Here is a 15084-nt window from a genome sequence, read left to right as displayed (position 1 = left end):
GCCTGCCGTACTCACGACCGCCGCGGCGTACTGGGTCCCCCGCCTTCGCGGGGGACGACACCGTCATTGTTGCAATCACAGCCCCAGCACCGCCTTGGCGATGATGTTGCGCTGGATCTCGTTGGAGCCGCCGTAGATCGAGACCTTGCGGTTGTTGAAGTAGCTCGGCGCGATCTGGGCGGTCCAGTCCATGGCTTCGTTGGAGCCGTCGTCGCCGTGCACGTCGTAGGGCGCGGCGAACGGGCCGATCACTTCCATGAGCAGCTCGGTGGTAGTCTGCTGGATCTCGGAGCCCTTGATCTTCAGCACGGAGGACGCCGGATTGGGCTTGCCCTTGCCGTGCTTGCCTTCGTCGGCGACGACGCGGAGCTGCGTCAGCTCCAGCGCCTTCAGCTCGATCTCGCAGGCCGCCAGCTTCTCTCGGAAGGCGGCATCCTGGATGATCGGCTTGCCTGCAGATTCGACCTTGCCAGCGAGATCCCTGATGCGCCGCAGCCGCTCCTTGGAGACGCCGACGCGGGCGATGCCGGTGCGCTCATTGCCGAGCAGGAATTTGGCGTAGTCCCAGCCCTTGTTCTCCTCGCCGATCAGGTTCTCGTAGGGCACCTCGACGTCGTCGAAGAAGACTTCGTTGACCTCATGGCCGCCGTCGATGGTCTGGATCGGGCGCACGGTGACGCCCTTCGACTTCATCGAGAACACGATGAAGGAGATGCCCATCTGCTTCTTGGCGTTGTTGTCGGTGCGGCAGAGGCAGAAGATCATGTCGGCGTGCTGGGCCAGCGTCGTCCAGGTTTTCTGGCCGTTGATGATCCACTTGTCGCCACGGCGCTCGGCCTTGGTCTTAAGCGAGGCGAGGTCCGAACCGGAGCCGGGCTCGGAGAAGCCCTGGCACCACCAATCGTCGACGTTGGCGATGCGCGGCAGGTACTTCTTCTTCTGCTCTTCGTTGCCGAAGGTGTAGATGACCGGACCGACCATGCTGACGCCGAAGGCGAGCGGCTGCGGCGCCGGATAGGACTGCAGCTCCTCGTTGAAGATGTAGTGCTGCACAGACGTCCAGCCGGTGCCGCCATACTGCGTCGGCCAGTGGCTGGTGCCCCAGCCCTTCTTGTTGAGGATGCGCCACCACGTCACCATCTCGTCCTTCGAGAGGTGGCGGCCTTCCACCAGCTTGCGCCGCGTATCCGGCGGCACGTTGTCGCGGAAGAACGAACGCACTTCCTCGCGAAACGCCTGCTCTTCTTTCGTGAATGCGAGATCCATCGGATCCTCCTGTGAAACGTTATTCCCTATCCGTCATTCCGGGGCGCGGGAAGCGCGAACCCGGAATCCAGAGATTGTGGATCGAGGTTCCGGGTTCATTCGCTAACGCGAATGCCCCGGAACGACAGCAACTACTACTGCAACACTTCGAACAGACCGGCAGCGCCCATGCCGCCGCCGACGCACATGGTGACGACCGCGTACTTCGCTTTGCGGCGGCGGCCTTCGATCAAAGCGTGGCCGGTGAGGCGCGCGCCAGACATGCCGTAGGGATGGCCGACCGCGATGGCGCCGCCGTCGACGTTGATCTTCTCGGGGTCGATGCCGAGCTTGTCGCGGCAATAGAGCACCTGCACCGCGAAGGCTTCGTTGAGCTCCCAGAGGCCGATGTCGTCGACGGTGAGGCCGTGGCGCTTGAGCAGGCGCGGTACGGCGAAGACCGGGCCGATGCCCATCTCGTCCGGCTCGCAGCCGGCGGAGACGAAGCCGCGGAAGATGCCGAGCGGCTTGAGGCCGCGCTTCGACGCTTCCTTGTCGCTCATGATCACGGAGGCGCTGGCGCCGTCGGAGAGCTGGCTGGCATTGCCGGCGGTGATCGAAAAGCCTTCGCCGCGCACGGGCTTGAGGCCGGCGAGACCTTCGAGCGTGGTCTCGGGACGGGGACCCTCGTCCTGCGACAACGTGATGTCCTTCATCGACACCGCGCCGGTCGCCTTGTCGGTGACCGCCATCTGCGTCGTGATCGGCGCGATCTCTTCCTTGAACTTGCCGCCCTGCTGGGCGGCCGCGGTGCGGCGCTGGCTCTCCAGCGAATATTCGTCCTGCTTCTCGCGGGAGATGCCGTAGCGCTTGGCGACGATCTCGGCCGTGTCGATCATGGGCATGTAAACCTCGCCCTTGATCTTGAGAAGCGCCGGATCCTGGGCGTGGAAGCCGTTCATCTTGTCGTTCTGCACCAGCGAGATGGACTCGCCGCCGCCGCCGACCGCGATCTCGACACCGTCGAAGATCACCGAACGCGCCGCGAGCGCGATGGCCTGCAGGCCCGAGGCGCATTGCCGGTCGATCGTGGTGCCGGCGACGGTGACGGGAAGGCCGGCGCGGAGCAGCGCCTTGCGCGCGATGTTGCCGCCGGTCGCGCCCTGCTGCAGGGCCGCGCCCATCACGACGTCCTCGATCTCCTTCGGATCGACCTTGGCGCGCGCGACGGCTTCGCCGATGGCGTGGCCGAGCAGCGTTGCGCCTTCGGTGGCGTTGAGCGCGCCGCGATAGGCCTTGCCGATCGGGGTGCGGGCGGTGGAAACGATGACGGCGTCGGTCAAGAACGACCTCCTGATGGGGCTCGAGTGGATTGTGACGGTTTCTGCTGCTGGCGCAATTCGTGGCGCGACAATTTTCCGACCGGCGTGCGCGGCAAATCGTCGACGAACTCGACCTCGGCCGGCAATTCGTGCTTGCCGACCTTGCCCGTGAGCTGGCTGCGCAGCTCGTCGAGCGAGAGCGGCTTTGCGCCGGGCTTCAGCTTGATGAAGGCCTTTGCGGCCTCACCACGGTACTGGTCGGGAATGCCGAGCACGATCACCTCGTGCACGCCCGCAATGGTGTAGATCGCCTGCTCGATCATCTGCGGATAGACGTTGAAGCCGCCGGAGATGATCATGTCCTTCTTGCGGTCGACCAGAAAGAAGTAGCCGTCGGTATCGACATAGCCGATGTCGCCGGTGAGGAAACGGCCGTCGACGAAGGCATCCGCGGATCCCTCCGGCTTGTTCCAGTAACCCTTGGTGACGTTGGGGCCCTTGATACGGATTTCTCCGACCTCGCCCGGCGGCAGCACCTTGGTCGGGTCTTCCAGCGAAACCACGTCGAGCTCGATACCGGGCAGCATCAGGCCGATCGAGCCCGGCTTGTCCGGTCCCACCGGCGGATGGCCGGTGCCGGGCGAGCAGGTCTCGGTCATGCCCCAGCCGCTCTTCAGCTTCTTGCCGACCTTGCGCTCGAAGAAGCTCGCGACCTCGACCGGCAGCGGCGCGCCGCCGGAGCCGATGGCATTGAGCGAGGAGAAATCGCGCTTGTCGAGATCGGGCAGCGCCGCGATCGCGATCCACATCGTCGGCACGCCCGGGAAATACGTCGCGCGCTTGATTTCGATGTCGCGCATGACGGCTTCGACGTCGAAGCGCTGGTGGATCGAGATCAGATTGCCGCGGGCAAGCGAGGACAGCAGCACCACGGTGAGCGCGTAGATGTGGAACAGCGGCAGCACGCAGATCACGCGCTCGATCACGTCGCCACGCGCCGCGCGCGTGGGCTTGCCCCAGACGTCGTAGATCGACACCGCGGAGGTGAGATTGCCATGGGTCAGCATCGCGCCCTTGGGCAGGCCGGTGGTGCCGCCGGTATATTGCAGCAAGGCGACGTCATCGACCGTCACCGACGGCCACTGCGCGGGTGCCGCGGCGCCTTCGACGAAGGTTTTGAAGGTGACGATGCGGGGATCCCCAGGGATCGGCGCCTGCGGCGTGCCGATCTTGCCCCAATCGTCGTCCTCGCAGACGACGAGCTTGTCGATCAGGCCCTTCTCCAGAAACTTCAGCGCGGTCGGCAGCAGCGCGGCGAGATTGGAGGTGACGAGCAGGCGCGAGCCGGAATCCGAAACCTTGTGCGTCAGCGCGATCTCGCCGTCGAGCGGCGACAGATGCGCGACTCGGGCGCCGGCCTTCAGCGCACCGAAGAAGTTGACGGGGTGATCGGGCGAATTGCCGAGGAAAAGCGCGATCGACGTGCCCTTGCCGCAGCCGGCGCGGAGAAACGCTGCGGCCGCGCGATCGGCCATCGCGGCCAGCTCCGTGTAGGTGATCGCGCGATCGCGAAACTCCAGCGCACCGCGCGGACCGTAATCGGCGGCCGCTTGCGACAGGAGGTCGGGCAGCGTGCCCTGGACGATGGCGTCGTCCCAACGCACGCCCTCGGGGTAAAACTGTTCACCGGGATGGGTCATTGCTTCCTTGAGGCTACACAGATCGTCATTCCGGGGCGGCTCGAAGAGCCGAACCCGGAATGACTGAGCGTTGGAGCGCGAGGCTCCATCAAGCCGCCTTCGATGCCGCGGCCAGCGAGGCGAAGGTCTTGCCTTCGGCCGCCAGCTTCTTCAGCAGCGGCGCGGGCTCGAGGCTCGGATCGTTGGTCTCCTTGGCGTAGAAGGCCAGGCGATCGGCGATGTGCTTGAGGCCGACGCTGTCGGCCCAGAACATCGGGCCGCCGCGGTAGATCGGCCAGCCATAGCCATAGAGCCAGACCACGTCGATGTCGCTGGGACGTGCCGCGATGCCTTCTTCGAGGATCTTCGCGCCCTCGTTGATCATCGGGTACATCATGCGCTCGAGGATCTCCTCGTCGCTGACGACGCGCTTCTTGCGGCCGAGGCGGGCAAGCGTCTCGTCGATCAGCTTCTCGACCTCGGGGTCGGGCAGCGCCGAACGGGAGCCGGCTTCATACTTGTAGTAGCCCTTGCCGGTCTTCTGGCCGAAGCGGCCGGCTTCGCACAGCGCGTCCGCGATCTCGGACTTGATGCCGCGGTCTTTCCGCGAGCGCCAGCCGATGTCGAGGCCGGCGAGATCGCCCATCGCGAACGGTCCCATCGGCATGCCGAACTTGGTCACGACGGCATCGACCTGCTGCGGCAGCGCGCCTTCGAACAGCAGCTTCTCGGACTGCTTGCCGCGCTGGGCCAGCATGCGGTTGCCGACGAAGCCGTCGCAGACGCCGACCACGGCCGGCACTTTCGCGATCTTGCGCGCGATCGTCACGGCCGTCACCAGCGCGTCCGGCGCGGTCTTGTCGGCGCGAACGATCTCGCACAGCTTCATGACGTTGGCCGGCGAGAAGAAGTGCATGCCGAGCACGTCCTGCGGACGCTTGGTCGCCTTCGCGATCTCGTCGATGTTGAGATACGAGGTGTTGGAGGCGAGCACGGCGCCCGGCTTGACGTGCTGATCGAGCTTGCCGAACACTTCCTTCTTGACCGCCATGGTCTCGAACACGGCTTCGATGACGAGGTCGGCATCGCCGACATTCTCGATGCCGACGACACCGTTGATCAGCGCCATGCGCTTGGCGGGCGCGTCCGCCGGGATGCCGCCGCGCGCCGCGGTCGCTTCCCAGTTCTTCTGCATGATGCCCATGCCGCGCTTGAGCTGCTCCTCGCCCGTTTCGATCAGGGTGACGGGGATGCCGGCATTGGCGAAGGACATCGCGATGCCGCCGCCCATCGTGCCTGCGCCGAGAATGGCGACGCGGTTGACGGGACGCGACTTGGTGCCCTCAGGCACGCCCGCGATCTTGGCGGCTTCGCGCTCGGCGAAGAAGGCGTAACGCTGCGCCTTGGACTGGTCGCTGGAAACGAGCTTGAGAAAACCCTCCCGCTCCTTCTTCAGACCTTCGTCGAAAGGTAGGTCAATGGCGTAGCCGACGGCGTCGGCCGCGGCGAACGGCGCTTCCAGGCCACGCGACTTCTTGGTCATGGCGGCGACCGCATTGGTGAAGATCGAGCGGTCAGCCTTGGCGGCCGCGATCTTGCTGTCGTCGTCGCGCAGGCGGCGCAGCGGACGCTTCTCGGCGATCAGCTTGCGCACGAAAGCCTCGCCGCCCGAGGCCGGCCCCTCGACGATCTCCTCGATCAGGCCGTTCTTCAGCGCTTCCGCAGCGCCGATGGGATCACCGCCAACGATCATCTTGACGGCGAGCTCGGGGCCAACCGCACGCGGCAGGCGCTGGGTGCCGCCGGCGCCCGGCAGCAGACCGAGCTTCACCTCGGGCAGGCCGAGCTTGGCCTCTTTCACCGCTACGCGGAAATGACAGGCGAGCGCGACCTCGAGGCCGCCGCCGAGCGCCGTGCCATGGATCGCGGCGACCACGGGCTTCGGCGAATTCTCGATCTCGGACAGCACGTCGTTGAGCGCCGGCGCTTTCGGCGGCTTGCCGAATTCGGTGATGTCGGCGCCTGCGATGAAGGTGCGGCCGGCGCAGGTCAGCACGATGCCCTTGATGGCGGGATCGGCGACAGCGGCCTTGACGCATTCCAGGATACCACCGCGGACCGCGGCACTCAGCGCATTGACCGGAGGGCTGTCGACCGTGACGATACCGACCTCGTCATGACGCTCAAGCTTGACCACTTCGCTCACGGTGTTCCCTCCTTGGTGGGGATTAACTTTTGTTCGATTTCGCGGTGCGGAATTTAATTCCGCATCTTGACGGCAGGGTTATTTTGAAGCACGTGGCTTGTCAACGACTCCGCGCAAGAAGCAGATCAGGGATGAAGCGTACAGGAAAGAAGACTGCGACCGATCGGAATTTCGTCGTCGCGCTTTCCCGCGGACTGGACGTATTGCGAGCATTCCACCCCAATGACGGCCTTCTCGGCAATCAGGAGATTGCGGCGCGCACCAATCTGCCGAAACCGACGGTCTCCCGGCTGACCTACACGTTGACCAAGCTGGGCTACCTCGCCCCGGTTCCCCGCTTCGAAAAGTACCAGCTCACGCCCGCGGCGATGTCGCTCGGCTACGCTGCGCTCGCCAATCTCGGCGTTCGACATTTGTCCGAGCCGTTCCGCGAAGAGATGATGCGCGCGACCGGCGGCGCCGTCGCAGTCGGCGGCCGCGATCGACACAGCATGATCTATTTCGGACAGAGCCGCGGCAGCGAGACGGTCGGCGTTCAACTTGACGTCGGCTCGCGCGTGCCGATTGCAACCAGCGCGATGGGCCGTGCCTATTTCTGGGCGCTCGACGCCGATGACCGCACCGAGCTGTCGCGCCTGTTGCGCGAACATTATGGCAGCCGCTGGCCGAAGATGCGCGATGGGCTGGAACGCTCCGGCGAAACCGTCGCGAAATACGGTTTCGCGACTTCGGTCGGCGACTGGCACGACGACATCGGCGCCGCCGGCGTTGCGCTCAAGCTCAACGACGGAACCGGACCTTACGCGTTCAATTGCGGCGCGCCCGCATTCCGCTTCACGGAAGAGCGTTTGATCAACGACATTGGACCGCGTCTCTTAGCGATGGTAAGGAACATCGAAGCGGCGCTCGGGGGTCTGATGCCGCATTCCAAAAAAGACGTCAGCAAAAAGCTGAAATCAGGAGGGAAACTTGCTCGTTTGGCCGAGGGGATCAGATAGCCTTTGTCATCGTCGGGAGCGGTTCGCATCGCCCCATCGCTCACTGAATGACGTGAGCGAGACGAGATGACGCAGGCACAGCTCGCGCAGGGGACAGCCCCCCTGCTCGCCGTTCGCGACGTCAGCGTCGTGTTCGGCGGCATCGTCGCGCTCAACGGCGTGTCCTTCGACATGCAAAAGGGCCAGATCCTCGGATTGATCGGGCCCAACGGCGCCGGCAAGACCACGCTCTTCAACTGCCTGTCCCGGCTCTACCAGCCGTCATCCGGCGACATCCTGATGGAAGGCACGAGCATCCTGACGCGGCCGCCGCACCGGATCGCCGAGATCGGCATCGGCCGCACCTTCCAGAACGTGGCGCTGTTTCCGAACCTCTCGGTGATGGACAATGTGCGCGTCGGAACCCACGCCCGGACCTCCAGCGACATCATCAGCGACTCGCTGCGCCTTGCCTGGATTCGCCGCAGCGAGACCGACGTGAACAAGAAGGTGCACGACATCCTCGCCTATCTAAATCTCGAGGACGTCGCCCACACCATCGTGTCCGGCCTGCCGTTCGGCACGCAGAAGCGCGTCGAGCTGGCGCGTGCGCTCGCGGCCGACCCGAAGATCCTGCTGCTCGACGAGCCCGCCGGCGGCCTCAATCACGAGGAAGTCTACGTGCTCGGCGACCTCATCCGCAAAATCCGCGACGAACGCCACATGACCGTGCTGCTGGTCGAGCATCACATGGGCCTCGTGATGTCGATCGCCGACCACGTCGTCGCGCTGAATTTCGGCAAGAAGCTCGCAGAAGGCACGCCCGCCCAGGTGCAGGCGGACCCCGACGTCATCAAGGCCTATCTCGGGAGCAAGGACCAATGACGACGCTGCTCAACGTCAAGGACCTGCGCGCCTATTACGGCCAGGTCCAGGCGCTCCACGGCCTGTCCTTCTCGCTCAACGAGGGCTCGCTGACGACGCTGCTGGGCGCCAACGGCGCCGGCAAGACCACCACGCTGCGCGCGATCTGCAACATGGTGCGCTCCACCGGCGGGATCGAGTTCGACGGCAAGCCGCTGAACAACCGCTCGACCGAAAGCATCGTGCGGTTCGGCATCGCCCATGTGCCGCAGGGCCGAGGCACCTTCACCACCATGACGGTGGAGGAGAACCTCCAGCTAGGGGCCATCACCCGCAAAGACAGCGCCGGCATCGTCTCCGACATCGAGCGCATGTACGCGCATTTCCCTGTCTTGAAGCAGCGCCACACCCAGCAGGCCGGCACGCTCTCCGGCGGCGAGCAGCAGATGCTCGCGGTCGCACGCGCGCTGATGCTGCGGCCGCGGCTGATGCTGCTGGACGAGCCCTCCTTCGGCCTTGCGCCGCTGGTGGTGCGCGACCTGTTCGGCATCCTCGGCAAGATCAACCGCGAGGACAAGGTGTCGATCCTGGTGGTCGAGCAGAACGCCCAGCTCGCGCTGGAGCTCGCCGACCAGGCCTATGTGATCGAGACCGGCCGCATCGTGATGTCAGGCAACGCCAAGGACATCGCGAACAACGAAGAAATCCGTAAATCCTATCTGGGTTACTGAGGGAGCCGGGACAATGGAGCTGTTCACCAACCAGGTCCTGGCCGGCATTGCCACGGGCGCGATCTATGCCTGCATGGCGCTCGCCGTGGTCATGATCTACCAGGCCATCGACCATCTCAACTTCGCGCAGGGCGAGATGGCGATGTTCTCGACCTTCATCTCGTGGCAGCTGATGCAATGGGGGGTGTCCTATTGGGCCGCCTTCGTGCTCACGCTGGCATTTTCCTTCGTTGCCGGCATCGCGATCGAACGCATCCTGTTCAAGCCGCTCGCGAAAGCGCCGGTGCTGACCAACGTCGCCGGCTTCATCGCGCTGTTCGCGATCATCAACTCCTCGGCCGGCCTGATCTGGGACTTCACCATCAAGCAGTATCCGACCCCGTTCGGCTCCTCGCCGTTCCTGGGCAGCCAGCTGATCTCGACCCACCAGGCCGGCATGATCGGCGTCACCGTTCTGCTGCTGCTCGGCCTCTACTTCTTCTTCCAATACACGAGGATCGGCCTTGCGATGCGGGCCGCGGCCTCGGTGCCTGAATCGGCCCGTCTCGTCGGCATCAACACCAGCTGGATGATCGCGCTCGGCTGGGGCATGGCGACCGCGATCGGCTCGATCGCCGGCATGCTGATCGCACCGGTCGTGTTCCTGGAGCCCAACATGATGGGCGGCGTGCTGATCTACGGCTTCGCCGCGGCGGTGCTCGGCGGGCTGTCCAGCCCGTTCGGCGCCGTGGTCGGCGGCTTCCTGGTCGGCGTGTTCGAGAACCTCGCCGGAACCTACATCCCCGGCGTCGGCAACGAGCTGAAACTCCCGATCGCGCTCGCGCTGATCATCTCCGTCCTGGTCGTCAAACCCGCTGGCCTGTTCGGCCGGCAAATCGTCAAGCGAGTTTGATCATGAGCGCAGCAGAAGAAGTCGTTGCCGAAGGCCACCAGGCGGTCGAGGCGGTTCCGAAGCGGGCCATGACGCTGGGCACCGGCACCTCGCTTGTGGTGCTGGCGGCGCTCCTGATCGTGCCGATGTTCGTCAAGAACTTCATCATCTTCCAGATGACGATGCTCCTGATCTACGGGCTCGCCGTGCTGGCGCTCAACATCCTGACCGGCGGCTCCGGCCAGTTTTCGCTCGGCCAGAGCGCCTTCTACGCCGTCGGCGCCTACACGTCCGCGGTGCTGATGGAGCACGCCAACATCAACTACGCGCTGACCATTCCGATCTCCGCCACGGTTTGCTTCGGCTTCGGGTACCTGTTCGGCAAACCGGCGCTGCGGCTGTCGGGCGTCTATCTCGCGCTCGCGACCTTCGCTCTCGCCACCGCGATGCCGCAGCTTTTGAAGCTGAACTTCCTGGAACACTGGACCGGCGGCGTGCAGGGCCTCGTCGTCACCAAGCCGGACGCGCCGTTCGGCCTGCCGATGTCGCAGGACACCTGGCTGTATTACTTCACCCTGCTCGTGACGATCGCGATCTACCTCCTCTCGGTAAACCTGCTGCGCTCGAGGTCCGGCCGCGCCTTCATGGCAATCCGCGACAACGAGATCGCGGCGTCCTCGATGGGCGTCAACGTCGCGCTCTACAAGACGCTGGCCTTCGGCGTGTCGGCGGCGGTCACCGGCGTCGCCGGCTCGCTCGGCGCCATCGCGGTGCAGTTCGTGGCTCCCGACAGCTACACCATCACGCTCGCCATCTCGCTGTTCCTCGGCATGGTGGTCGGCGGCGTCGGCTGGCTGCCCGGCTCGTTCGTCGGTGCAGCCTTCATCATCTTCGTGCCGAACATGGCGGAGAGCATTTCCAAGGGCCTCTCCGGCGCGGTGTTCGGCGTGCTGCTGTTCCTCGTCATCTACCTCGTGCCGCACGGCGCGCGGCAGATCGCGATCCTCGGCCAGCAATTCGCCGGCAAACTCAAGAAGAACTGAAGACCTGTTGGACTTAAAGAAGGAGATCGAATTGACTTTTGGAAGAACACTGCGAGCCGCCGCGCTGGTCACGGCAACGGCGGCCATTGCCCTCACTTCGACCGCTGCTCTGGCCCAGAAGAAGTACGACACCGGCGCGTCCGATACCGAGATCAAGATCGGCAACATCATGCCGTACAGCGGTCCGGCGTCGGCTTATGGCGTCATCGGCAAGACCGAAGAAGCCTATTTCAAGATGATCAACGACAAGGGCGGCATCAACGGCCGCAAGATCAACTTCGTCACCTATGACGACGGCTATTCGCCGCCGAAGGCCGTGGAGCAGGTCCGCAAGCTGGTCGAGAGCGACGAGGTTCTGGTCGTCTTCAATCCGCTCGGCACGCCCTCGAACAGCGCAATCCAGAAATACCTCAACTCCAAGAAGATCCCGCAGCTCTTCGTCGCCACCGGCGCCACCAAGTGGAACGACCCGAAGAACTTCCCCTGGACCATGGGCTGGCAGCCCTCCTACCAGAGCGAAGCTCAGATCTACGCCAAATGGCTGATGAAGGAGAAGCCCAACGCCAAGGTCGCGGTGCTCTATCAGAACGACGATTTCGGCAAGGACTACCTCAAGGGCACCAAGGACGGCCTCGGCGCCAAGGCCTCGTCCATGATCATCATGGAAGAGAGCTATGAGGTGTCCGAGCCCTCGATCGACGGTCACATCGTCAAGATCAAGGCGGCCAATCCCGACGTGCTGCTGATCTACACGACGCCGAAATTCGCGGCCCAGACCATCAAGAAGACTGCCGAGCTCAACTGGAAGCCGCTGCAGATCCTCACCAACGTGTCGATCTCGGTCGGCAGCGTGATGAAGCCGGCCGGCTTCGAGAACTCCGAGGGCGTGTTGTCGGCGGCCTACGCCAAAGACTCCACCGATCCGCAGTGGGCCAACGACCCCGGCATGAAGAAGTGGAACGAGTTCGTCGACAAGTACATGCCCGGCGCCGACAAGTCCGACACCAGCATGGTCTACGGCTACGGCGCCGCGTCGACCCTCGCCAAGGTGCTGGAGATGTGCGGTGACGATCTCACCCGCGCCAACATCATGAAGCAGGCCGCGAGCCTGAAGGATTTTGCACCGGACACCCTGCTGCCCGGCGTCAAGATCAACACCAGCGCGACCGACTTCGCCCCGATCGCCCAGCTCCAGATGCAGCGCTTCAAGGGCGAGAAGTGGGAACTGTTCGGCGAGATCATCAGCGGCGACGTCACCACCGAGTGACACGCTGACGTCACAGTCGGACCTCGAGAAGCCCCCGCGCGCGATCGCGGGGGCTTTTTGTTGACGGCAAGCGCCAATCTTGTTCAATGCAGCTCCGATTTAACTCGGGGCAGGAGAACAATGACCGCTGTTCGTTTTCAGGTTGCGGCCGTCTGGACCGCGGTTGCGTTGTGCACTGCAGTGACGAGCCAGGCACGGGCGCAGAAGAACTACGACAGCGGCGCTTCCGATACCGAGATCAGAATAGGCAACATCATGCCCTATAGCGGCCCGGCCTCGGCCTATGCCGCGATCGGCCGGGCCGAGGAAGCCTATTTCAACAAGGTCAACGCCGAGGGCGGCATCAACGGCCGCAAGATCAAGTTCATTTCCTATGACGACGGCTATTCGCCGTCGAAGACGGTGGAGCAGGCACGCAAGTTGGTCGAGAGCGACGGGGTTCTGCTGATCTTCGGCTCGCTCGGCACCTCCACCAACGGCGCCATCCGCAAATACATGAACGAGAAGAAGGTGCCGCAATTGTTCGTGGCGAGCGGCGCCTCGAAATGGAACGACCCCAAGCAATATCCCTGGACCATGGGCTGGCAGCCCAGCTACGCCAGCGAGGCGCGCATCTACGCCAAATACGTCATGAAGGAGAAGCCGGACGGAAAGATCGGCGTGCTCTACCAGAACGACGATTTCGGCAAGGACTATCTGAAGGGGCTGAAGGACGGCTTCGGCGCCAAGGCCTCCATGATCGTGCTGCAGGAGGCCTACGACACCGCCGAGCCCACCATCGACGAGCACATCGTGAAGCTGAAGGCCTCGGGCGCCGACGTCTTCATCAGCATCACCACGCCGAAATTCGCCGCGCAGGCGATCAAGAAGGCGGCGGAGATCAACTGGCATCCGGTCTACATCGTCTCCAACGTCTCGGCCTCCGTCGGCGGCGTCATCGAGCCCGCCGGCCTCGAGATCTCGCAAGGCATCCTGTCGGCGAGCTACACCAAGGACGGCTCCGATCCGCAGTGGAATGCCGATGACGGCATGAAGAAGTTCTACAACTTCGTCGCGCAATACGATTCCAAGGCCAACAAGCTCGATGCCGGCGTCGTGTTCGGCTACGCCGCAGCTCAAACCATGGTGAAGGTGCTGCAGATGTGCGGCGACGACCTCACCCGCGAGAACGTCATGAAGCAGGCGGCTTCCCTGAAGGATTTCGAGCCCGACACGCTGCTGCCCGGCATCAAGATCAACACAGCGCCGGACAATTTCGCGCCGATCGAGCAGCTGCAGATGATGCGCTTCAAGGGCAAGAAGTGGGAGCTGTTCGGCGACGTCATCTCGAGCGAGATGGGCCACTGAGCCCAGCGCAATTCAAGATCGCCACGACATCAAACGGCAACTTAGGCGCAATTGATTAACGGCGCGCGAAATCTCATCCGCCGGAATATTCCGCACTGCTTCAAATTGATTGCCCGTCCCTGCGACAGTTCTGCCGCGGCGTTTTTCTTGCTGGCCGCGATGGATGGGTATTGAATGTGCGAAGGAGCGGCGCGCAACGATCGCTCCCAATCAAGAACAACAGACACATTCAAACCTGTTCCAGGGAGATCAAGATGCCTGCAATGCACGCGCGGTTGGGGGCCTTCTCGGCTGCCCTCCTGCTGGCTGCCACCTTGTCCACGGCAGTATCGGCGCAGAAGAAATACGACACCGGCGCCTCCGACACCGAAATCAAGATCGGCAACATCATGCCCTACAGCGGACCGGCCTCCGCCTACGGCGTGATCGGCAAGACCGAAGAGGCCTACTTCCGCAAGATCAACGCCGAAGGCGGCATCAACGGACGCAAGGTCACCTACGTCAGCTATGACGATGCCTATTCGCCGCCGAAGACGGTGGAGCAGGCGCGCAAGCTGGTCGAGAGCGACGAGGTGCTGGTGGTCTTCAACTCGCTGGGCACGCCGCCGAACACGGCGATCCAGAAATATCTCAACCAGAAGAAGGTGCCGCAGCTGTTCGTCGCCACCGGCGCCACCAAGTGGAACGATCCGCAGAACTTCCCCTGGACGATGGGCTGGCAGCCCAACTACCAGAGCGAGACCATCATCTACGCAAAATACATCCTGAAGAACAAGCCGGATGCCAAGATCGCCGTGCTCTATCAGAACGACGATTACGGCAAGGATTACCTGAAGGGCTTCAAGGACGGCCTCGGCGCCAAGGCCGCTTCGCTGATCGTCATCGAGGACAGCTATGAGGTCTCCGAGCCGACCATCGACTCGCATATCGTGAAGCTGAAATCCTCTGGCGCCGATGTCTTCATGAACATCACCACGCCGAAATTCGCCGCGCAGGCGATCAAGAAGAACGCCGAGCTCGGCTGGAAGCCGCTGCATTTCCTCAACAACGTCTCGGGCTCGATCGGCAGCGTCATCAAGCCGGCCGGCTTCGACAACGCGCAGGACATCATCTCGTCGCAATACTTCAAGGACCCGACCGACGCGCAGTGGAAGAGCGACCCGGCGATGGTCGCCTGGAATCAATTCCTGGACAAATACTATCCCGAAGCCAACCGCGCCGACGCTTCGGTGATGTATGGCTACATCGTCGCCCAAGGCCTCGCGCACGTGCTCAAGGCCTGCGGCGACGATCTGACCCGCGAGAACATCATGAAGCAGGCCGCCAGCATCAAGGATTACGAACCCGCCGGACTGCTGCCGGGCATCAAGGTCAACACCTCGGCCACCGACTTCGCCCCGCTCTCGCAACTGCAGCTGATCCGGTTCAAGGGCGAGACCTGGGAGCGGTTTGGCGAAATCCTGAGCGGCGACGTCGGTGGTTGACCCGTCACCGCTCAACTAAAGACGCAAGCCTCCGCGGCCCGGCCGCGG

12 protein-coding genes are annotated in these 15084 nt (G+C 63.7%); 8 read left to right on the top strand and 4 right to left on the bottom strand.

The features are described 5' to 3' along the window. Positions 1-75: 75 nt before the first annotated feature. The 4 genes from pimC to QRQ56_RS21370 form a co-directional block, all read right to left on the bottom strand. A complete protein-coding gene (pimC, locus tag QRQ56_RS21385; protein WP_438742850.1) occupies positions 76-1266 on the bottom strand; it encodes a pimeloyl-CoA dehydrogenase large subunit in 1191 nt (396 codons plus the stop codon). A gap of 134 nt (positions 1267-1400) precedes the next feature. Further along, a complete protein-coding gene (locus QRQ56_RS21380) occupies positions 1401-2588 on the bottom strand; it encodes an acetyl-CoA C-acyltransferase (RefSeq protein WP_438742849.1) in 1188 nt (395 codons plus the stop codon). After that, positions 2585-4267: a dicarboxylate--CoA ligase PimA gene (gene pimA, locus QRQ56_RS21375; protein WP_438742848.1), complete on the bottom strand. Its 1683-nt coding sequence runs from the start codon at positions 4265-4267 to the stop codon at positions 2585-2587. The genes QRQ56_RS21380 and pimA overlap by 4 nt, the downstream gene beginning before the upstream one ends. Positions 4268-4355: 88 nt before the next feature. Then, positions 4356-6452 carry a 3-hydroxyacyl-CoA dehydrogenase NAD-binding domain-containing protein gene (locus tag QRQ56_RS21370; RefSeq protein ID WP_438742847.1) on the bottom strand — a complete coding sequence of 699 codons (2097 nt, stop codon included), beginning with the start codon at positions 6450-6452 and terminating at the stop codon, positions 4356-4358. A 131-nt stretch (positions 6453-6583) separates the two neighbouring features. On the opposite strand from QRQ56_RS21370, the gene QRQ56_RS21365 reads away from it, so the two are divergent. From QRQ56_RS21365 to QRQ56_RS21330, 8 genes are all read left to right on the top strand, one after another. Next, entirely contained in the window at positions 6584-7450 is an 867-nt protein-coding gene (locus QRQ56_RS21365; protein ID WP_438743019.1) for an IclR family transcriptional regulator, read from the top strand. 66 nt (positions 7451-7516) lie between these two features. Next, positions 7517-8314, top strand: coding sequence for an ABC transporter ATP-binding protein (locus QRQ56_RS21360; protein WP_438742846.1), 798 nt, complete (start codon positions 7517-7519; stop codon positions 8312-8314). Next, positions 8311-9024: an ABC transporter ATP-binding protein gene (locus QRQ56_RS21355; protein ID WP_008135694.1), complete on the top strand. Its 714-nt coding sequence runs from the start codon at positions 8311-8313 to the stop codon at positions 9022-9024. The genes QRQ56_RS21360 and QRQ56_RS21355 overlap by 4 nt, the downstream gene beginning before the upstream one ends. Before the next feature lie 13 nt (positions 9025-9037). Further along, positions 9038-9916, top strand: coding sequence for a branched-chain amino acid ABC transporter permease (locus tag QRQ56_RS21350; protein ID WP_438742845.1), 879 nt, complete (start codon positions 9038-9040; stop codon positions 9914-9916). A gap of 2 nt (positions 9917-9918) precedes the next feature. Beyond that, positions 9919-10938, top strand: a complete 1020-nt coding sequence (locus QRQ56_RS21345; RefSeq protein ID WP_438742844.1) for a branched-chain amino acid ABC transporter permease — start codon at positions 9919-9921, stop codon at positions 10936-10938. A 31-nt stretch (positions 10939-10969) separates the two neighbouring features. Then, complete coding sequence (locus QRQ56_RS21340; protein ID WP_438742843.1) at positions 10970-12205, top strand: ABC transporter substrate-binding protein; 1236 nt, start codon at positions 10970-10972, stop codon at positions 12203-12205. A gap of 120 nt (positions 12206-12325) precedes the next feature. Then, the gene (locus tag QRQ56_RS21335; RefSeq protein ID WP_438742842.1) at positions 12326-13552 is read left to right on the top strand and encodes an ABC transporter substrate-binding protein; all 1227 of its coding nucleotides are present in this window, start codon (positions 12326-12328) and stop codon (positions 13550-13552) included. A gap of 254 nt (positions 13553-13806) precedes the next feature. Further along, positions 13807-15036 (top strand): ABC transporter substrate-binding protein, encoded by a 1230-nt coding sequence (locus QRQ56_RS21330; RefSeq protein WP_438742841.1) that lies wholly within the window; start codon positions 13807-13809, stop codon positions 15034-15036. The last annotated feature ends 48 nt before the right edge of the window (positions 15037-15084 follow it).

Source organism: Bradyrhizobium sp. U531 (assembly GCF_051710265.1).
Taxonomy (GTDB): Bacteria; Pseudomonadota; Alphaproteobacteria; order Rhizobiales; family Xanthobacteraceae; genus Bradyrhizobium.
Note: the sequence above shows the minus strand (reverse complement) of the source record. Positions and strands in the feature narration are given on the sequence as shown.